At 57.1% G+C, this 20269-nt stretch carries 21 protein-coding genes; 15 read left to right on the top strand and 6 right to left on the bottom strand.

The window, feature by feature from the left end; all coding sequences use genetic code 11:
* Positions 1 to 9: 9 nt before the first annotated feature.
* The 3 genes from F1381_RS17595 (at position 10) to F1381_RS17585 (ending at position 955) form a co-directional block, all read left to right on the top strand.
* A complete protein-coding gene (locus F1381_RS17595; RefSeq protein WP_151736140.1) occupies positions 10 to 270 on the top strand; it encodes a hypothetical protein in 261 nt (86 codons plus the stop codon).
* 116 nt (positions 271 to 386) lie between these two features.
* The gene (locus F1381_RS17590; protein ID WP_151736139.1) at positions 387 to 689 is read left to right on the top strand and encodes a HesB/IscA family protein; all 303 of its coding nucleotides are present in this window, start codon (positions 387 to 389) and stop codon (positions 687 to 689) included.
* A gap of 26 nt (positions 690 to 715) precedes the next feature.
* Positions 716 to 955: a YuzB family protein gene (locus tag F1381_RS17585; protein WP_151736138.1), complete on the top strand. Its 240-nt coding sequence runs from the start codon at positions 716 to 718 to the stop codon at positions 953 to 955.
* Between the two features lie 532 nt (positions 956 to 1487).
* Here the strand turns inward: F1381_RS17585 and F1381_RS17575 are convergent.
* The gene (locus F1381_RS17575) at positions 1488 to 2627 is read right to left on the bottom strand and encodes a THUMP domain-containing class I SAM-dependent RNA methyltransferase (RefSeq protein WP_151736137.1); all 1140 of its coding nucleotides are present in this window, start codon (positions 2625 to 2627) and stop codon (positions 1488 to 1490) included.
* A 153-nt stretch (positions 2628 to 2780) separates the two neighbouring features.
* Between F1381_RS17575 and F1381_RS17570 the strand changes: the two genes are divergently transcribed.
* On the top strand, positions 2781 to 3410 hold the full coding sequence (locus F1381_RS17570) for an O-methyltransferase (RefSeq protein ID WP_151736136.1): 630 nt from the start codon (positions 2781 to 2783) through the stop codon (positions 3408 to 3410).
* A 19-nt stretch (positions 3411 to 3429) separates the two neighbouring features.
* Here the strand turns inward: F1381_RS17570 and F1381_RS17565 are convergent, their stop codons facing one another.
* Positions 3430 to 4641, bottom strand: coding sequence for an MFS transporter (locus tag F1381_RS17565; RefSeq protein WP_151736238.1), 1212 nt, complete (start codon positions 4639 to 4641; stop codon positions 3430 to 3432).
* Positions 4642 to 4899: 258 nt separating this feature from the next.
* On the opposite strand from F1381_RS17565, the gene hemE reads away from it, so the two are divergent.
* From hemE to F1381_RS17515, 10 genes are all read left to right on the top strand, one after another.
* Positions 4900 to 5943, top strand: a complete 1044-nt coding sequence (hemE, locus tag F1381_RS17560) for a uroporphyrinogen decarboxylase (protein ID WP_151736135.1) — start codon at positions 4900 to 4902, stop codon at positions 5941 to 5943.
* Positions 5944 to 6040: 97 nt separating this feature from the next.
* Positions 6041 to 6997 carry a ferrochelatase gene (gene hemH / locus F1381_RS17555; protein ID WP_151736134.1) on the top strand — a complete coding sequence of 319 codons (957 nt, stop codon included), beginning with the start codon at positions 6041 to 6043 and terminating at the stop codon, positions 6995 to 6997.
* Positions 6994 to 8427, top strand: coding sequence for a protoporphyrinogen oxidase (hemG, locus tag F1381_RS17550; protein WP_151736133.1), 1434 nt, complete (start codon positions 6994 to 6996; stop codon positions 8425 to 8427). The genes hemH and hemG overlap by 4 nt, the downstream gene beginning before the upstream one ends.
* A gap of 173 nt (positions 8428 to 8600) precedes the next feature.
* Positions 8601 to 9974 carry a CapA family protein gene (locus F1381_RS17545; RefSeq protein WP_151736132.1) on the top strand — a complete coding sequence of 458 codons (1374 nt, stop codon included), beginning with the start codon at positions 8601 to 8603 and terminating at the stop codon, positions 9972 to 9974.
* A 43-nt stretch (positions 9975 to 10017) separates the two neighbouring features.
* A complete protein-coding gene (locus tag F1381_RS17540) occupies positions 10018 to 10749 on the top strand; it encodes a glycerophosphodiester phosphodiesterase (RefSeq protein ID WP_151736131.1) in 732 nt (243 codons plus the stop codon).
* 53 nt (positions 10750 to 10802) lie between these two features.
* A complete protein-coding gene (locus tag F1381_RS17535; RefSeq protein ID WP_151736130.1) occupies positions 10803 to 11426 on the top strand; it encodes a fumarylacetoacetate hydrolase family protein in 624 nt (207 codons plus the stop codon).
* A 6-nt stretch (positions 11427 to 11432) separates the two neighbouring features.
* Entirely contained in the window at positions 11433 to 12242 is an 810-nt protein-coding gene (locus tag F1381_RS17530) for a DUF92 domain-containing protein (protein ID WP_151736129.1), read from the top strand.
* A 77-nt stretch (positions 12243 to 12319) separates the two neighbouring features.
* Positions 12320 to 12922 (top strand): TetR/AcrR family transcriptional regulator, encoded by a 603-nt coding sequence (locus tag F1381_RS17525; RefSeq protein WP_151736128.1) that lies wholly within the window; start codon positions 12320 to 12322, stop codon positions 12920 to 12922.
* Positions 12923 to 12981: 59 nt separating this feature from the next.
* Positions 12982 to 14916, top strand: a complete 1935-nt coding sequence (locus tag F1381_RS17520) for an ABC-F family ATP-binding cassette domain-containing protein (protein ID WP_151736127.1) — start codon at positions 12982 to 12984, stop codon at positions 14914 to 14916.
* Between the two features lie 61 nt (positions 14917 to 14977).
* Positions 14978 to 16018, top strand: a complete 1041-nt coding sequence (locus F1381_RS17515) for a stalk domain-containing protein (protein WP_151736126.1) — start codon at positions 14978 to 14980, stop codon at positions 16016 to 16018.
* 55 nt (positions 16019 to 16073) lie between these two features.
* Here F1381_RS17515 and F1381_RS28915 read toward each other — a convergent pair whose 3' ends face one another.
* The gene (locus F1381_RS28915) at positions 16074 to 16568 is read right to left on the bottom strand and encodes a phosphodiester glycosidase family protein (RefSeq protein ID WP_246188084.1); all 495 of its coding nucleotides are present in this window, start codon (positions 16566 to 16568) and stop codon (positions 16074 to 16076) included.
* Between the two features lie 123 nt (positions 16569 to 16691).
* Between F1381_RS28915 and F1381_RS29110 the strand changes: the two genes are divergently transcribed.
* Complete coding sequence (locus F1381_RS29110) at positions 16692 to 16820, top strand: hypothetical protein (protein ID WP_281349927.1); 129 nt, start codon at positions 16692 to 16694, stop codon at positions 16818 to 16820.
* Positions 16821 to 16881: 61 nt separating this feature from the next.
* On the opposite strand, the gene F1381_RS17505 is transcribed toward F1381_RS29110, so the two are convergent.
* The 3 genes from F1381_RS17505 to pepF form a co-directional block, all read right to left on the bottom strand.
* Positions 16882 to 17925, bottom strand: a complete 1044-nt coding sequence (locus tag F1381_RS17505; protein WP_151736124.1) for a M42 family metallopeptidase — start codon at positions 17923 to 17925, stop codon at positions 16882 to 16884.
* Positions 17926 to 17997: 72 nt separating this feature from the next.
* Positions 17998 to 18315 (bottom strand): LapA family protein, encoded by a 318-nt coding sequence (locus F1381_RS17500; RefSeq protein ID WP_151736123.1) that lies wholly within the window; start codon positions 18313 to 18315, stop codon positions 17998 to 18000.
* An 86-nt stretch (positions 18316 to 18401) separates the two neighbouring features.
* Entirely contained in the window at positions 18402 to 20192 is a 1791-nt protein-coding gene (pepF, locus tag F1381_RS17495) for an oligoendopeptidase F (RefSeq protein ID WP_151736237.1), read from the bottom strand.
* Positions 20193 to 20269: the final 77 nt, after the last annotated feature.

Raw genomic sequence — 20269 nt, 5'->3', positions numbered from 1 at the left:
GGGTTCCGGGTGAAGAAGAGAAAATGGCTGTCCCTGCATCATTGGACCAGGCTGTTCCGCATGAGCTGGCGGTACCTGGCTTCACGCGAGGTGTCTGCAGCAGACAAGCTGCTGTTTGTCGTGCCGGTGGCGCTCTATTGGGTGCTTCCCGATGTGCTGCCATTTCTGCCGATTGACGATATCGGAGTAACCATGCTGCTGGCCGGCTGGTTCGCAGAGCGCATGGAGCGGAAATATCCGGCGCTGGGCAGTGGTAGGGTCCGGCAATAACCGGGCCGGAATAGCAGGTTTTTCGCCAATATTTGCACTTATGGTTGCTTTTAACGGATGGATTCCTTAAAATATATGATTGAGGTTTTACACTTTTGGTTTGGGAGATGGATGAGATGAACGTCAAAATTACCCGCAACGCGGCTAAAGTGATAAAGAAAACGATGGAGCAGGAAGGCAATGCCGAGCTGAAGCTGCGTGTATTCATCACCCATGCCCACGGCGATCATGCCCATTACGGCATGGATTTGGACACGCCGAAGGAGAACGATGTGGTCGTGCCTACGGATAAGGAGATCGATGTCATTCTTGATCCGAACCAGCCGCTGCTCGACGGTGTAAAGATTGATTATCTGTATTTTCCGGAAGAAGGGTTCGTCATTACCAACCCGTCTCAGGGAAACCACGGCGATCATTAAGACTGTAAGCGAAGAAGGGTTGTGCCATGGCTAACGATATCCGCATTTGTGATGAATGCAATTTCATGAGTATAAAGAGCGTGGTGCCCAAGCTGCGTAAGATGGCGCCCGACGCCGAGATCAAGGTCGGCTGCAAATCGTACTGCGGGCCTTGCGGCAAACGCGCTTTTATCTATATCAACGGCCGTTACGTCAGCGCTCCTACCGAGGATGAAGTGCTGGCCAAAGCGGAAGCTTTTGTCAAGAAGCCGGCTTTGAAGGAGTAACTTCTCCGGAAGCCGTGAACCATCCCCTCCAGCGTACATAAGCTCAGGCTCAGGCCAAGAGTGTACCCGGAGGGGTTTTTGTTTACGAAAGAAAAATCTGAATACTGAGGATGGAAAGAATGATTCAAGACTTGGTCTTCATGAAGGAAGCCATAAGCAGGCTGCCCTTGCGGTCGAGCATGGGAATGAGCCTTTTGGAGCGGTACTCGTTAAGGATGGAGAGGTCGTATATTCCAATGAGAACCAAATTTACACGGCCGCCGATCCGACATTTCATGCGGAAGCCGGGTCGCTCCGGAAATGGGGAGTTTGGCTTCTTCTAAAATGCGGCTTCCAGCAGCGAGCTCTCGATGCGTGTTTACTGTTTATTGTAAACTTGAGCGTGAAGAGACATACAGCAACGGACCGTACAGCAACGGACCGTACAGCCGTTATATCATCGGAAGATAAGATGGTGTGCCAGATTTACGACAAAGGAGCTGCCCATGCAAGCCATTCACGGCCTGCGGGGCAGCTCCTTTACGATTTATTTTTATTTAGGCTGCCGCGGCGGAAGCGGGCCCAGGTACTGATAATACTGGCACTCGATCCGGCCGTTGAACAGCTTGCGGCGCTTGTCCGCCTTGCGCCCGTAGAGCTGCTCAAATTCCTTGACCGGGCTGATCGCGAAGAAGGACCAGGTCGGCAGATACAGCATCATTTCGCCGAACTGGCGCGTCAGCCGCTCGACTTCCTTGTCGCTGCCAAGGCGTTCGCCGTACGGCGGATTCGTGATAATGCAGCCGTACTCTCCTTGCGGCCGCGCTTTGGCAGCGGCCAGTGTCTTGAAGGTAATCTCGCCGGAGAGACCGGCGCTCTTCGCCGACGCCTCGGCGATCTCAATCGCAGCCGGATCGATATCGCTGCCGGTGAGCTGCAGCGGATAGTCATCGCGTACGGAGTCAATGGCCTCCTCGCGGGCCTCCTGCCACAGCCGCTGCGGAATTTCCGGCCAGCGCTCGGACGGGAAGGTGCGCCGCAGGCCCGGCGCGATGTTCCAGGCGATCATTGCCGCCTCGATCAGAATCGTACCGGAGCCGCAGCACGGATCGTATAGCGGGCGGCTGCCGTTCCAGCGGCTGAGCTGGATCAGCGCGGCGGCCATCGTCTCCTTCAGCGGCGCTTCGGTTGCATGGCGGCGGTAGCCGCGCTTGTGCAGCGCTGGGCCGGTCGTATCCAGTGTGATCAGGGCGATGTCGTTAAGCAGAATGACCTCAACAACATAACGCGGGCCGTTCTCCGGGAACCATTCGGTGCGGTAGGACTGCTTCAGCTTCTCGACAATGGCCTTCTTGACAATCCCCTGACAGGCCGGAACGCTGCTGAGCTGCGATTTATGCGAGCGGCCTTCCACCGGAAACTCTCCGTCCTCCGGAATGAAATCCTCCCAGTTGACGGCCTTGACCCCTTCAAAGAGCTCTTCAAAGGTCGTGGCCGGAAACTGCGCCATCTTGATCAGCACGCGGTCGGAGGTGCGCAGCCACAGGTTGCAGCGGCAGATATCGATGTAATCGCCGCTGAACAGTACCCGTCCGTTCTCGGTAGTTGTTTCATATCCCAGTTCATTTAATTCACGCGCCACTACTGCTTCCAGCCCCATGGGGGCGGTGGCGATCAGTTGTAATTTGCCCAAATGCTCTCAACTCCGTTTACACTTGTGAATGGCGGCTGGTTGCCGCTACAATAAGGAATGGCTTGTCTGTTCAAGTATAGGGGAATGAGCGGGGCTGCACAATGCTTTCCCGGCCATAAGCCCGTATTAATGTAAATCGAAGGAGAAAAATCTATGCCCAATCAGGAAGAATACAGCGAGCAGCTCTATCCGGAGGACGAATTGCTGCTGCAGGTCAAACGTTCCATTGCCGAGCATCATATGCCCGAAGTATCCATCGCACCGGGCTACGGCCGGCTGCTGACGCTGCTCGCCAGAGTATCCGGCGCTGCCGATATCCTGGAGATCGGCGCGTTGGGGGGCTACAGCGGCATTTGTCTCTGCCGCGGCATGGCGGCGGGGGGAGGCCTGACCTCCCTGGAGCTGAAGCCCGAATACGCATCCCTGGCAGAACGCCATTTGACACAGGCCGGCTTCGGAGAAGCCGTGGAATACCGGATCGGCCCGGCGCTGCAGAGCCTGGAACGGCTGGAGGCGGAAGGACGACGGTTTGATTTCTTTTTTATCGACGCCGACAAAGAGAATTATCCGAATTATCTGGAATATGCGATCAGAATGGGCCGAACAGGCGCCCTGATTGCCGGAGACAACATCTTCCTGCGCGGACGGACGCTGAACCCGGAGAAGAACGGGCCTGCCGTACAGGCGATGCGCCGGTTCAACGAAATGATCGCCGGTGATCCCCGGCTGGAAAGCACGCTGCTGCCCGCCTTTGACGGCCTGGCGCTGGCCAGGGTGAAGTAGCCGCCCTACAGACGCAGCTTTAGCGGAACGAACGGGTCTGGGGATGCTTGTACAATTTCAAGCGCACCCAGACCGTATTGATGAGCAGAAATCCTCCGGAAATAATGAATAATCCTTCGATGCCGATGTAACCCGACAGGAATCCCCCGATCACCGCTCCCAGCATGTTGCCGAGCGCCATCGTGCTGCTGTTGAAGCCGAAAGCCCGGCTCTCCTTGCCGTCAGGCGTATAAGAACGGATCAGGGCATTGACGCTTGGCAGCAGGCCGCCCATGAAGACACCCATTAGAAAGCGTACAATAATCAGCTGCCAGACGCTGGTGACGAAGGCCTGCGGAATCAGGAAGAGCGCAGCGCCCACCAGCGCGTAAGTCAGAATCCGGTGTGCGCCCACTTTGTCGCTGAGCTTGCCGAGCAGCGGGGAGGCCAGCATGTTGGAGATGCCCGTTACCGCACTGACCACCCCCGCCCAAAAGGCGATATCGACGGCTGACCCGTGCAGCTTCTCTACATACAGCGGCAGCAGCGACATCGGGCTGATCATGGCGAACTGCAGCAGAAAAGTGACACCGAACAGGGCCGGAAGCTGCGGCACCTTGGCCAGTTCTTTGAAGCCTTCGAGCACGGATACCTGCGGCACCTGTGCGGCTTCAGTGCGGTCGAATTTCTCCTTGACCAGAAACAGCGCCAGCAGCGAAGCCACGAAAAGCAGTGTACCCACGACATAAAAGATCGGCCGGAAGCCGACCCAGTCGGCTAAAGCTCCGCCGATCAAAGGCCCGAGAATGGTCCCCGCCACCGATCCGGATTGCATCAGGCCCATGGCGAAGCCCATTCGCGGCTTTGGCGTAGTGCCCGAGACCAGGGCGATGGAAGCGGGATTGAAGCCGGAGATGGTCCCGTTCAACAGACGCAGCAGCAGGAGCTGCCACGGCGTCTGCGCAAAGCCCATCAGCACAATGACCACGGCCATGCCGAAGCTGGAGCGCAGTAGCATGATTTTGCGCCCGTATTTGTCCGCCAGCTTGCCCCACAGCGGCTGAAAAATAAAAGAAGTCAGGAAATTCGCGGCAAAAATAAGGCCGGCCCACATTCCGATCTCATGCTCGCCGGTGACACCCAAATCTTTGGCGAGATAAAGCGAGAGAAACGGGGTAATCATAGTCATACCGGCATTGACGAGAAACTGGCCGAACCAAAGCACAATGAGATTGATTTTCCAGGTTTCCAGATTCAATTTCTTCAATGTGCTTTCACTTCCTTTCAAGGGATTCTAATGCTGTTGTTCAACAAAATTCACGAAATTTTGACATTCTCATTAGTATACCACAAAATTTAACTTCTAAGGTGCAACAGATGTCATAGTAATGTCATTGGATTGTCATTTCATTGGGCGCAATTCGGTTGTTTCCAGCCAAAAAAGCGGGCATAATTAAGAATATACATTCCCCTAATTCTATTAAATCCAAACTTAAACGGAGATTTTATCATGACCTACAACGATACTTTTATTCGCGCATGCAAGCGCCAGAAGGTGGATTATGTGCCTGTGTGGTATATGCGCCAGGCCGGCCGCTACGATCCTGAATACCGTAAAATCAAGGAGAAATACTCGCTGCTTGAAATTTGCCGCCAGCCTGAGCTGGCCGCTGAAGTGACGCTGATGCCCGTGCGCAAGCTGGGTGTGGACGCGGCGATTCTGTATTCCGATATCATGAATCCCGTCGCCTCCCTGGGTGTCGATTTTGACATTGTGAAGAATATCGGGCCCGTTATTGAACGGCCGATCCGCTCCGCCGCCGATGTGGACCGCCTGCGTCCGGTGGATGTGGAGGGAGACCTCGGGCATATTCTGGAGACGATCGCCATTCTGGACAAGGAGCTGGATGTACCGCTGATCACCTTTGCCGGGGCGCCGTTTACCATTGCGAGCTATCTGATTGAAGGCAAGCCCTCCAAGAGCTATCACCGGACGAAGGAACTGATGTACAGCGAGCCGGAAGTGTGGGATCGTCTCATGGACAAGCTGGGCGATATGGTGATCGCGTATTTGCGGGCCCATGTGAAGAGCGGTGGCAAGGCGTTCCAGTTGTTTGACAGCTGGGTGGGAGCGCTGGCGCCGCGTGATTTTGAGCGGTATGTGCTGCCGACCGTTTCGCGTATTTTTGCCGAGTTGGCTGATCTGGATGTGCCGAAGATTTACTTCCCCGGTGTCAGTTCGGGAGAGCTGCTGCCGACGCTCAGGGGGCTTAAGACTGATGTTATCGGACTGGATTGGCGGGTCAGCCTGAGCGAAGGACGCCGCAGAACGGGCGGGGGATTTGCTGTGCAAGGCAACCTGGACCCTTATCTTTTGACTGCTCCTATGGATATGTTGAAGCAGCGGGCTAAAGATCTGATCGACGAGGGCATTGCCGAACCGGGCTATATCTTTAATTTGGGTCATGGTTTATTTCCGGAGGCCTCGCTGGACACGCTAAAGGAACTGACCGAATATGTACACGCCTACTCACGTGAAGCTTTGCATCAATAATCCGGCGCTTCACCGGCATAAAGCTTTTTTTCGTTATATTTAGCTTACATCCGGAAAGCTTAATTCTTGACATTAATCGTAAAAGGAGATGGGTTTAATGACAGCAAAAATCGGAGTTCTTGTCATGTCTTACGGTACACCGGAGAGCATGGACGGAGTGGAAGAATATTATACGGATATCCGGCACGGCAATCCGCCTTCGCCTGAACAGCTTAAGGAATTGAAGGACCGGTACGAGGCAATTGTGGGCGGGGTATTCCCGCTGCGGGAGAACACCGACCGGCAGGTAGAGGCGCTACAGGAAACACTGAACCGCGGCCGGTCCCCGGAAGAACCGCAGTATGTCTGCTATCAGGGGCTTAAGCATGCCCGGCCGTTTATTGAGGACGGCGTCGAGGCGATGGCGAAGGACGGCATCAAGCATGCTGTAGGGGTTGTGCTCGCACCGCATTATTCCGTCATGAGCGTCGGCATCTACATTAAGCGTGCCAAGAAGAAGGCGGAAGAATGCGGAATTGAGCTGGAAGCAGTGGAAAGCTATCATCTGCATCCGCAGCTGATCGAGGTGCTCAGCCGCAGAGTGGCGGTCAAGCTGGACGCCTTTGAAGAGACCGGAGCGGTCCGCGGGGATGTAAAGGTGCTCTTCAGTGCGCACAGTCTGCCGGAACGCATTCTGGCTATGGGCGATCCCTACCGGGACCAGCTTCTGGAGACCTCGCAGGCGATTGCGGACAAGACAGGCGTGAAGAACTGGCAGTTCACCTGGCAGAGTGCGGGCCGTACCTCTGAGCCGTGGCTGGGGCCCGACATTCTCGACACAATGAAGGAGCTCAGCGAAGCCCAGGTGAAATATGTGCTGTCGGCGCCGATCGGCTTTGTCTCCGACCACCTGGAAGTGCTGTATGATCTGGATATTGAAGCCCAGGCGCTGGCTGCGGATCTGGATATGCGCCTGATGCGGATTGAATCGCTGAACAGCGATCCGGGCTATATGGATGTACTGAGTGACGTCGTGCGCAAAAAGGCGGGGGAACTGAAGGTGAGCCGGGCATGAGCCGCTCACCCCGTAAAGTCGTTATTATCGGCGGAGGCCTCAGCGGCCTCAGCGCCGCTTACTATGTGCGCCAGGCTTACCGCAAGGCCGGAGTAGAGCCCGATATCGTGCTGCTGGAGAAGGAAGAGAAGCTCGGCGGCAAGATTGATACCTTGCACCGTGACGGGTTTGTGATTGAACGGGGGCCAGATTCCTTTCTGGCCCGCAAGACCGTCATGAGCGACCTGGCCAAAGAGCTGGGAATCGGCGGAGAGCTGGTAACGACGAATCCGAATGCGAAGAAGACGTACATATTGCAGCGCGGTGTGCTGCATTCCATGCCGGCGGGACTGGTGCTGGGTATTCCGACGGAGATCAAGCCGTTTCTGAAGAGCAATCTGGTCAGCTTCAGCGGAAAGCTGCGCGCGCTGCTGGATTTCGTCATTCCGGCGCGCCGCAGCACCGAGGATGAATCGCTGGGCTCGCTGATCGAACGACGCCTGGGCACGGAGGTGCTGGAGAGCATGACTGAGCCCCTGCTTGCGGGAATATATGCCGGAGACATGCGCAAGATCAGCCTCCAGGCAACCTTCCCGCAGTTCGGCGAGGTGGAACGCCGTTACGGCAGCCTAATCCGCGGGATGACCACAGGCAAGAAGCCGGTGGAGACGCATACCGGAACGAAGAAGAGTGCCTTTCTGACCTTCCGCCATGGATTGCAGAGCCTGGTCAAGGCCTTAATCGAAGAGCTGCACGATGTCGAACAGCGTACGGGGACATCCGTAGCCGCTATCCATGCCCGTGGAGCAGCGGATTCTTCAACTTCGGACCGCTATGAAATCACGCTTTCGACCGGCGAAACGCTCTCGGCCGACGATATTTATGTTACAGTACAGAACTTCGCTGCGGCGCAGCTGCTTAAGCCGCATGTGGATGTCACCCCGCTCGAAGCCGTCAATTATGTCTCCGTCGCCAATGTGGTTCTTGCTTTCAACAAGAAGGACATTGTAACGGAGTATGACGGATCGGGCTTTCTGGTGCCTCGCAAGGAATCGCGCAACATTACGGCTTGTACCTGGACTTCGACGAAATGGCTGCACACCAGCCCGGACGATAAGGTTCTGCTGCGCTGCTATGTGGGACGCTCGGGCGATGAGCAGAGCGTCCACCTTCCCGATGAAGCTCTCACGGAGCTGGTCCGTAAGGACCTGCGGGAGATTATGGGCATCACGGCGGTGCCGCTGTTCACCGAGATTACCCGGTTGAAGTCCTCTATGCCGCAGTATCCTGTCGGTCATCCCGCGAATATCGCGCGGCTGCGCGCTGAGCTGGCGCAGAAGCTGCCCGGGGTCTACGCATTCGGGGCCGGTTATGACGGCATCGGCCTGCCCGACTGCATCAAGCAGGCTAAAGAAACGGCCGAACGGGCTGCGGATGGGCTGATACGTTAAGCCCGCCGGAAGGGAACGGCCTGATTCTATCATCATTGCCTGGGGGCGATTGTCGGTTTCTCCGACGATCGCCCCCTTGGCGTATCCGCCGGCTTTTGCCGCTGCGAATGTGGGTGAAAGCCAGTTATGCTATAATAGAAACACTTTAAATGCAAAGGAGAAGGTTTGTAGCCATGTATCCGCCGCGATCAAGCAACAGGCAAAGCCGGCAGAGCCGTAAGAAACGCAGACGCCGCACGGTCTGGGCATGGACGAATGTAAGCTTGCTTCTTATGATTTCCGCTCTTATTCTCTATTATTTTATCGGGGGGCAGGACAAGAAGGTATCCGCGCCGCCACCGGAAACGGCGGAAGCCTCTATGCCGGCTGAAGCTGAACCGCCGCCGTCGCCTACGGTAACGCCGCCGCCGGCAACAGAGCCGCCGGCAAGCCCGTCACCTTCTGTTACACCGGAGGTATCGCCTTCTCCTGAAGTGACCGAAACTCCGCAGCCTGCTGCGGAAGCAACCGCAGAACCGGAGGAAAGTGCGGGTGCGGCAGAGGGCAATCTTGCAGATGACGGCCAGGGAACGGCGGGATTGCCGGGCGGTGATCCGGGTACGACCGTGACGCTGAATTTTGCCGGAGATGTCATCTTTGCCGGCAAAGCCGGCGAGCTGCTGCAGAAGCAGGGCTTCGCTTATTCCTATTCCGCGCTGGACGGCATGTTCACCAGGGATGACCTGACGGTGGTTAATCTGGAGAATCCGATTACGAACGGAGGCGTCGGGGCTGCGAATAAGCAATTTGTATTCAAGGGGGCACCGGAGGCGCTGGATGCGCTCAAAGCGGCCGGCATCGATGCTGTCAACCTGGCCAACAATCATACGCTCGACCAGGGGGAGACGGGACTGCTCGACACGTTCAAGCATCTGCAGGAGCGGGGCATTCCTTATGTCGGTGCCGGCAAGAACAGCACGGAAGCTTTTACGGCACAGTATTTCGAACGCAAGGGAATCAGGATTGCGCTGCTTGGCTTTACGCGGGTCATTCCGGACAGCGGCTGGGCCGCCGGCCCGGACAGCACCGGCGTTGCTGCCGTTTATGACAGCAAGGCGGGTCTAAAGGCTATTGCCGCCGCCAAGCAGAAGGCCGATCTGGTCGTTGTCGTGGTCCATTGGGGCAAGGAGCGGGTAGAGCAGTACGACGAAACCCAGCAGGTCTTGGGCCGCAGCTTCGTCGATGCCGGAGCCGATCTGGTCATCGGCGGCCATCCGCATGTGCTGCAGGGCATTGAGCCCTACAAGGGCAAATGGATAGCCTACAGCACCGGCAATTTTATATTTACCAGATCGACCGTGCCCGCTACCTGGGAAACGGCAGTGTTCCAGGCCGAATGTACGGCCTCCGGAGAATGCGGACTGAAGCTTGCGCCGATGCACGCCGAGCTGGCCCGTCCGGTGCCGATGGATAACACTGACGGCGCGCTGCTGCTGCAGCGGGTCGAGGCACTGTCGGCCGGCCGGGTCAAGATCGGCAGCGATGGCACCGTGACCGAGGCCCGCTGACTCTAATGCTGTGTAAAGCCCCATTTTGGTGGAGGTGCTGAGGATGAAGAATTTATGTGTCGCGCACCGCGGCTTCTCCGGCAAAGCACCGGAGAATACGCTGGCGGCCGTGAAGATGGCGGTTGCGCTGCCGTATGTACGCTGGATGGAAATTGATGTGCAGCTGAGCCGTGACGGCGTGCCTGTGGTCATTCATGACTTTACACTGGACCGCACAACCAATGGCCATGGCAAGGTCAAGGATATGGATTTCGCGCATATCCGCCGACTGGATGCGGGAAGCTGGAAGGGCAGGGCGTTCCGCGGAGAGAAGGTCCCTTCGCTGGAAGAGGTGCTGGATCTGGCACACGGCCGGTTGCGGCTCAATATTGAGCTGAAGACCAGCGGCCCGATGTACCCGGGGCTGGAGCAGGCGGTGATTGATCTTGTCAATAAGCGGGGCATGCGGGAAGATGTGGTGCTTACCTCGTTTGATTCCGCAGCGCTGCGGCGGATCAAGGAGATCGATCCCCGTTTCCAGACCGGGCTCATCTTCGATTCCCGCTCCGGCGATCTTCCGGGCAAGCTAAGCGAGCTGGATTGTTCCTTTCTTTCGATCAGCTTTGCCCGGATTACTCCGGTACTGGCGAAGCTGCTTGCCGAACGCGGCGTCCGGATGATGGCCTGGACGGTCAACAAGACGAAGGAGATGCGCCGCCTGGCGGCTATGCACTCAGATATTATGATCTGCACGAACCGGCCGGATATTTGGGCCGATACGTTTTTGGAGGCTTGACCCTTGGCTTCAATTCATTGATAAAACTGTGACGGAAAGAGAGCTGAAGTGAAATGTGCGCTGCTGTTAACAATATCTATTGTGTCGGACGCAATTATAAGCTGCATGCCGAGGAGCTGGGCAATCAGGTGCCGGTGGAACCGCTGATTTTTCTGAAGCCGTCCCATGCGGCAGTACCGCTGGATAAGGCGGTAATCGAGCTGCCGAAGCTATCCGGCCTGATTCATTATGAAGGGGAGCTGGTGCTGCGCATCGCGCGTGAATATGCCCCGGGGATGAAGGTGGAGGAGCTGGTGGATACGATGGCGCTTGGCCTGGACTTTACGCTGCGTGATATTCACAACGACCTGCAGAAGAAAGGCCTGCCCTGGACGGCGGCCAAAGGCTTCAAGAATGCGGCTCCGCTGACTCCGTACTTTGCCTTCCCGGACAAGGAAGAGCTGGAAGCGACCGATTTCACGGTCCGTAAGAACGGGGTCGAGGTGCAGCGCGGCAATATCAGGAATATGATCTTTTCCCTGCAGCGGATCGTCGATTTTATTGCGGAACGCCACGGCCTCGGTCTGGACGATCTTATTTTTACCGGCACTCCGGCAGGGGTGGGGCCGGTGGTCCCTGGCGATTCCTTCGAGCTGTATTGGGGCGAGCGGCTGATGGGCTCGTGCCTGATCGGGTAAACGGCGATGCAGATCTTGCTTTGGGCTGCCGGATTCTTCGGCGCCCTGCTGGTGGCCGGAGCGGCCTACCGCAAGGAGTCGCTGAGCTTCTCCGGCATGCTGGCAGCGGTCATCATGGGCACCGTGTATTTCGGGGCAGGCAATGCGTTCTGGTTCGGTATACTGCTGCTGTTCTTCATTAGCTCCAGCCTGCTCTCGAAGCTTCACCATGAGAATAAGGCGGAGCTGGAAGCAGCCTATGACAAGACCGGCCGCCGCGACGCCGGCCAGGTCTTCGCCAATGGCGGCCTCGGCATGCTGCTGGTGCTGCTGAACGCCATTTTGCCGTCGGCGCTCTGGGAGTATGCCTTTATCGGCGTGATGGCGACTGTGACGTCAGATACGTGGGCTACGGAGATCGGCACACTGGCCAAGAAGCCGCCGCGTTCGGTGCTGACCGGCAAAGTGCTGCCGGCGGGCACATCCGGCGGCGTATCCTGGCCGGGGACACTCGGTGCGGCCGCCGGCGGCCTAATGATCGGAGCCGCAGCCTGGATACTGCGCATGCTCTCCGGTATGGATCAGCAGCCCATGTCTTCGCTGGTCCTCGCCGGATTGGCCGGGGGACTGGTTGGGGCATTCGCCGATTCCTTCCTTGGTGCGACGGTGCAGCGCATGAATCGCTGCACCGTCTGCGGCCGGGAGCTGGAGGCAGCGCAGCATTGCGGCAGACCGGCCGTTCATGCGCGCGGCTGGCAATGGATGAACAATGATGCCGTGAATCTGCTCAGCTCGGTTATCGGCGGAGCGTTTGCGCTGGGCGTTGGCCTGTTATAGCGCCGAAGCCGGAGCAATCCGGCCTGCATAAAACGACTGAATATATAAGCATAAGATAGGCAGGAGGTGCACCGGGTTTGAACAGCGTATCTGCAGAACGCAAAACGTATGCGATTCTTGACGCCGCCTACGAATTGTTCGGCACAAGAGGCTTTTATGAAACGAAAATATCTGAGGTTGCCGAGCAGGCGGGCATTGCCAAAGGTACAGTTTATCTGTATTTCAAAAATAAAGAAGAGCTGTTTATGGCCGTTACCCGGCGCGATTGCGAAGGGTTCATCGACGAGCTGAGACGCCGGCTGCGGGCCTGTGAAACCACGGGACAACAGCTGGCTGTCATTGCAGAACACCACATGCGTTACTATTATGAACGCAAACGGCATACCAACCTCTTCTTCCGTACGCCGCACAACAATGCCGAGCTGAAGGAATACATGAGTTATTTCATGAAGACCTACATGCAGACGGTGCAGAGTGTGCTGTCCCAAGGCGGGGCTGAGGAAGCGGAGCTGCTGGCCCAATCCTACATCGGGATGCTGGACCGGCTGAAGATGGATATTCTGTTTCAGCCCGACTTCAGCGAAGCGGATGCGCAGGCGCGGGCGGCGTTTGCCGCGGGGCTGTTTCTGGAAGGAGCAGCGCAGCGGTTGACGCCCGGAGCGGGCAAGCAGGAAATATAAGCGGAGTAAGCAGGGACAGTAGAACGCCCTGAATATATACGGCAAGCGAGGAACCATTCATGAATATAATGACTGTTGAACATTTATCCAAAAGCTACGGGGACAAGGTGCTGTTCCGGGACGCCTCTTTCGGAATGGATGAAAGGGACAAGATCGGTGTGATCGGCGTGAACGGCACCGGGAAATCAACGCTGCTGAAAATTATCGCCGGGCTGGACACGCCCGATGAAGGCCAGATCGCCGTCGGCAATAATGTGCGGGTACAATACCTCGCCCAGAATCCGCCGTATGATCCGGACCATACGGTCCTGCAGCAGGTCTTCGCGGGTGATGATCCGGCCTTGGCCCTGATGCGTGAGTATATGGAGGTTCTTGCCGGCCTGGAACGCAGTCCGGGCGATGCGGTGCTGGAGAACCGGCTTGTCAGGCTGGGGCAGGAGATCGACGCCGCCGGCGCCTGGCAGCTCGAAAGCGAAGCCAAGACCGTACTGACCAAGCTGGGCATAACCGATTTCGGCGCGCGGATGGAGACGCTATCCGGCGGCCAGCGCAAGCGTGTAGCGATGGCTGCTGCGCTGATTACACCGTCCGAGCTGCTCATTCTGGATGAGCCCACCAACCATATTGATACCGCTTCGGTCGCCTGGCTGGAGCAGTATTTACAAAAGCGGCGCGGCGCGCTGTTGATGGTGACGCATGACCGGTACTTCCTGGAACGCGTTGCCGGCGTAATGCTGGAGCTGGACGGCGGCCGGCTATTCCGGTATGAAGCGAATTATTCGCGTTTTCTGGAGCTGAAGGCCGAGCGGGAAGAACGGGAGGCGTCGGAGGAGCAGAAGCGCAGGAATCTGCTGCGCACGGAGCTGGCTTGGATCCGCCGCGGCGCCAAAGCCCGGTCCACGAAGCAGAAGGCCCGTATTGACCGGTTTGAGAAGCTGAAGGACAGCATCGGAAGCGCCTCGGGGGCATCGCTGGATATCTCGGTGGCTTCGACGCGGCTGGGGCGCAAGATCATCGAAATGCATGACTTGACCAAAGCCTGGGATGGCCGGACCTTGATCAGAGACCTGAATTACATTGCCGTGCCCCAGGACAGAGTGGGGATCGTCGGACCGAACGGCAGCGGCAAATCGACCCTGCTGAACCTGATTGCCGGGCGGCTTGCACCGGACAGCGGTGAAGTAGAGCTGGGCACTACCGTCAAGCTGGGCTATTTCACCCAGGAGCATCAGGATATGGACGGCAGCATGCGGGTTATTGAATATGTGAAGGAAGAGGCGGAGATTGTCCGTACGGCGGACGGGAGCGTCATTACGGCCGCGCAGATGCTGGAGCGTTTCCTGTTCCCTCCGGCGGCGCAATGGACGCCGATTGCCAAGCTGTCCGGCGGCGAGAAACGGCGGCTGTATCTGCTGCGGGTGCTGATGGGAGCGCCGAATGTGCTGCTTCTCGACGAACCGACCAATGACCTGGATATCGGCACGCTGGCGGTGCTTGAGGATTATCTGGAAGAATTTCCGGGCGTGGTCTTCACAGTGTCGCATGACCGGTATTTCCTTGACCGCACCGTAGACAAGCTGATTGCCTTCGAGAATGGACAGATCCGCATTCATGTCGGCGATTATACCGAATATGAGGAGTGGCTGGCGAAGAATGTCCCGGCACAGGGTGCCGCCAAAGAAGAAGCGTCAGGCAAACGCGGAGCCGCAGCGGCGGAGAATGCCGGGGCTGCGGCCGCTCCCTCCAGGGAGAAGCTGAAGTTCACCTTCAAGGAACAGCGGGAATATGAGGCCATCGACGGGCAGATTGAACAGGCCGAGCAGCATTTGGCCCGCATCAATAGCGAGATGGAGGCGGCGTTTGCCGATTCTGCGCGGCTGCAGGAGCTGCTGGAGCAGCAGCGCCAGGGCGAAGCCGAGCTGGAGCGGCTGATGGAACGCTGGACCTATCTGAACGAGCTGGCCGAAAAGATCGCCGCGGGCGGCAAGTCATAAGAACCCATCTGCCGGCTAATCCAGAAGAAACACACTGAAATAAAGAACAAGCCTGCGGCTGATGACTGCCATCGCCGCAGGCTTTTTTTTGCTGGAAGAGAGCGCAACAAATCTGCAGAAATGGAGTAAATATATGGAAATCACACAGATGAAGGAGATGCTCGATTTGAAAAAGTATCTGTTGGGCCTAGTTTGCGGTCTGCTCCTCGCGACTACCTCGGTTGCTTTCGCCCGGGAGAGTATTAAGGCCGTACTGTTTCCGGCAAGCATTGAAATTAACGGTGCCGCAGCGGCCCCGGGCGGCGAAATGCCGCTGAACGTCGAAGGGCGTACTTATGTACCGCTGCGCTTCATCGGCGAGCAACTGGGGGCCGTGGTCGGCTATGATGCGGATACGGCAACTATCTTTGTCAAGAACGGCGAGCTGAGCCTCTCCGATCCCGATTACGCCGGCATTACCGCCGGGAATCTGATTTTGACCAAGTCTGGAAGCGGCACGGCCGTCACAGGACAGCTGCAAATGGCCGGTGTGGGCAATTCAGCGAATGCGGTGGCCGCCACTTTAACATTCTATGATGAACGGAACCGCAGCATCGGCAAGGCAGAGATTTCGGGAAAAGGCTTCGGCGTGGAAGCTCACACCTTTACAGCTTCGGGAAAAGGTGACTTCCGCAAGTATGATATGGTCCTGCTGCATGTGGATGCTGTAAACGGCAAAGCGGTGCCGCAAGCTAAAACAATAACCTATGAGAACGAGGAATACGGGTTTACCCTCCAGCTTCCGGAGTATTGGAGCGGAAAATACAGAGTGCAAACTGCTGCAAACGGAGAATCAGGCATCAAGAATATCCATTTTACTGCGCAAAGCGGCGGTATTGTCTTCAGCCTGGCCGTGTGGCCGCAGAAGGCATGGGAGGATCAGGGGGCAACTGTAAGGGAAAATGTGCGAGCATGGGAGGCAGGCCGGAAAGGGGACCGCGTATTTGTGGTCATTATGCCGGGGGATGTGCAGTACGATCCGGGCCAGCCGGACGAAGCCGCCGAATATCAGAAGCTGGCTTCCTATGTGGATGTCATCCGTACATCGTTCACTTTTCAGTAATCTCATGAAAAAAAGCCGGAACGGGTCTGCGTTGAGACCTCCCGGCTCTTTGTATTTATTCGCCGCTCCTGAGCGCGATCATCTGCACAACGGGGCGGGAATCGCCCGGCAGGACTGCCTCATCGGCGTTCATCTGCGACGAGCCGTCCCCGTCGAGAAAGATGCCCTCCAGGCCCGCGCCCGGAACGCTCTGCAGCACGGCGCTGCGGAAATCCGCCGCTGTGCACAGTGTATCTGTGACGAGCAGCCACAGCTGCCCGTCAGCGTTATAGACAAGGCCGGAGCGCAGCCGCTTGTCCGCCGCGAAGGGCAGATGCTCCGCTTCTGCCGCCGCTGCCCATTTGTCCTCGCGCTGCAGGTTCATACTGATGCCGCCCTGGGCCCAGTAGCGGCTGCGGTCGGCGACGGCGATGTCGTCGCCGGAGGAAACCACCTGCACGGACAGCTTGTCCGCCGCGCCGTCCCAGACCAGGGTTCCCCGCGCATATTTGGCGTTGAACCAGCCCGAACCGTAAGCGCCGCGCGCGCCCGCTGCCGGCGCATCGTTCACGACCGCCACCGACAGCAGATCGGTGCCGTAGAAGAAGCCGCCGTTGATGCCGTAGGCGGCAATTTCCCGCAGCGGCGCGTTCACCGCGCGCAGCTCCACATCTTCCGGCTGCACGGCCATCATGTGCAGCCGGACCCCACCAGCCGCTTCCGCCATTTCATAGGCGTAGCGGTGCGGCAGGCCGGAGAAGACCTCTCCGGCCTGCCTCTGGGGCCGTGCCAGCAGGTATGCTGCTGCGGCAACGGCCAATAGAGCGGCGGCGGCGAGCAGCGCCCGCCGCCTCCAGAGAGGCCGGCCGCTCCGCCCGGCCGGCTTAATGGGCGCCGACATACGCGGCGAGCAGCTTGGCCGTATTCAGCACGGCCGACTGGTGCGTGCGCTCCATCGAGTGGGAGGCATGCACGCCCGGGCCGATCAGCGCGGCGCGGATATTGTGGCCACCCTTTAGAGCAGCGGAGGCGTCAGAGCCGTAATACGGGTAGATATCCACCGCAAACGGAATGCCAAGACCATTGGCCAGCTCGATCAGGCGGCCGGTCATGGCGTAATCGTAAGGGCCGGAGGAATCCTTGGCACAGATGGAGACATCGGTTTCCTTACAGCTGAGATCCTCGCCCATGGCGCCCATGTCCACGGCAATCATCTCGTCGATCTCGCCCGGAATCCAGCTGGCGCCGTGGCCGACCTCTTCATAGTTGGAGATGAGCAGAACCAGATTATGCAGCGGCTTCCAGTTCTCGCGCTTCATGCTTTCGAGCATGCCGAGCAGTGCAGCTACGCTGGCCTTATCGTCGAGATGGCGCGATTTGATGAATCCGCTGGGCGTAATCACCGCCCGGGCGTCGAAGGAGACGAAGTCGCCTACGGCAATGCCCAGCTTGAGAACCTCATCCTTGGTCGAGACAAGTTCATCAATACGAACTTCCATGTTCTCTTCCGAACGCTTGAAATCCCGGGCATCAGCATACACATGCACCGACGGATGGCTGGACAGAATGGTACCGGTGTAGGTCAGCCCGGTGCGGGTATGAATGACGCAGTATTCATTCTCGATACTGTTCATGGTGAAGCCGCCGACGGAGGTAAGCCGCAGCTTGCCGTCCGGCTTGATCGAGCGGACCATCGCACCAAGCGTGTCTACATGGGCGCTGAGGCCGATGGTACGGGAAGGGTCGAGGCCGGGAACACGCAGCACCAGTCCGCCCTTCTCATTCCATTCGAACGGAAGGTTCAGCGCAGCCGCCTCTTCCGCTACGAGATTCATGGCCTTGGCGGTGAAGCCGCTGGGGCTGGGGGTGTTAAGCAGCTTGGTCAGAAAGGATAAAATGTAGTCTTCGCGCGGATGTATGGTTAGCAATGGGATCTCCTCCTAAATGATAGTATTAACAGGATTAACGTGCAGCCATGTTGTATAAGCTCTACTTCTTATTTACCCACGCGGCTCGCTTCCGGAAAGAAAGGGACCACTTTCGGGCAGGATTTCCGCCGCAGGCTCGTTTGCGCGCAGCTTGGCGAGTTCAGCATTCAATCCTTTAATTTGCTTCTGCAGCTTATACTGGCGGAAGATGCCGTAGGTGCCGACAATGACGCCGCCGATCAGGGCGCAGCCCAGAATAACCAGAATCAGCGGAATTTCCACCTGATCAAACCCGAAATTGACCTGTACCGGATCGACATTGATTACAGCAAACAGAGCAATCAGCAGTGCAAAGATGAGACCAAGAATAAGCGACCATTGCAATCTCATAACATTTCCTCCCCTTGAAACGTGTGACAATATAAATCCCTTGCCGCTAAGGACAAGGGATCCATGCAATACTAAACGTTGCCTGCTTACTTGGTCAACTCTTCCATCTGCTCAATGACGCTTTCGAAGACGCTCATCGCTTCGCGGATCGGCTCCGGCGAGGACATATCGACACCGGCTTTGGCCAGAATGTTAATGGAATAGTCGCTGCCGCCGCTCTTCAGGAAGCCGAGGTAACGGTCAACCGCCGGCTTGCCTTCCTCAAGAATCTGCTTTGAGAAGCTGGTGGCGGCGGAGAAGCCGGTCGCGTATTTATAGACATAGAAGCTGTTATAGAAATGCGGAATGCGCGCCCATTCCATTTCGATGTCCTTATCGACCACCATATCTTCGCCGTAGTATTTTACGTTCAGATCGTAGTAGATCTTGGACAAGTCCTGCGGTGTCAGCGATTCGCCGTCTTCGGCGCGCTGGTGGATGATCTTTTCGAACTCCGCGAACATCGTCTGGCGGAACACAGTGGTGCGGAACTGGTCCGCGTAGTAGGTCAGGAGATACATTTTTTCCTTCGGATCGGTCGATTTCTTCAGCAGATAATCCATCAGCAGAGCTTCGTTGGTGGTGGAAGCGACTTCGGCCAGGAAAATCGTGTACTGGGCATCGCGGTAGCTGAGCGCATTGTCCGAGTAATAGGAATGCAGGGCGTGGCCCATCTCATGCGCCAGCGTAAACATGCTGTTCAGATTATCGTTGTGGTTAAGCAGGACATAAGGGTGGGTGCCGTAGGAGCCCCAGCTGTATGCGCCGGTCCGTTTGTTCTGATTCTCATAGACATCGATCCAGCCGCTGTCGTAGCCTTCCTGCAGCACGCTTAAGTAATCGTCGCCGAGCGGCTTCAAGCCTTCCTTAGTGATCTGCTTGGCTTCTTCAAATGTAATATCCAGCTTGTATTCGTCGACCAGCGGTGCGAACAGGTCATACATATGCAGCTCGTCGACTTTGAGCAGCTTCTGGCGCAGCTTCATGTAGCGGTGCATCAGCGGCAGGCTCTCGTGGATGGTATCGATGAGATTGGTATAGACTTCCTTCGGAATGTTGTCGCCGTAGAGCGACATTTCCAGCACCGACGGATATTTGCGGACGCGGGAGTAGAATACGTTCTTATTCACATTGGCGCTCAGCGTGGCGGCGATGGTGTTCTTTTGCTTGCCGTAGGTTTCATATACCGCTTTAAAAGCGTTCCTGCGAACCTCACGGTCCGTGCTTTCCAGGAACTGAATGTAGCTGCCGTGCGTCAGCTCGACTTCCTTGCCTTCTTCGTTCTTGATCTTCGGGAACTTAAGGTCGGCATTGTTCAGCATGCCAAAAATATTCTGCGGCGCCTGGGAAAGGGTGCCCACCTGTGCAAGCAGCGCTTCCTCGGCTTTAGAGAGGACATGCGCCTTCTCGCGCTTCATTTCGGTCAATGTAAAGGTGTAGGCGGAGAGCTTGGGATCGGCGATGAACTCGTCAAGCTTTCCGTCCGGCAGCGCCAGAATTTCCGGTGTAACGAAGGAGAGGGCTTCTCCGGCTTCCACACTGAGCTTCTTGGCTTTCTGGGTCAGCGCCTGATATACCGGTTCTGCGGTATCCTCGTCCTGGCGCATATGGGCATAGACGTAAAGACGTTCGGTCAGAAGTGAAACGCGGTCGTCCAGCTCAAAGCAGGCTTTGAGCGAATCGGCCGAATCAAGCTTGCCCTGAAAATCAGCAGCCTGCTTAATCAGCTCTTTAACTTCGGTATATTCCTTATCCCATACTTCCTGCGAGGCAAACATATCTTCCAGCTTCCAGCGGTGTTCGGCGGGTACTTCGCTTCTCTTCAATAATTGTTCCATAGATATCCTCCTTGAATGATGGGATGAAGTAGTCATAGGCTGCGAGCCGGCGCTTGCGGCCGATGCGGGATCGCCCG

The organism is Paenibacillus tengchongensis (assembly GCF_008973665.1).
Taxonomy (GTDB): Bacteria; Bacillota; Bacilli; order Paenibacillales; family Paenibacillaceae; genus Paenibacillus_AQ; species Paenibacillus_AQ tengchongensis.
This window is presented reverse-complemented; position numbering and strand designations above follow the sequence as displayed.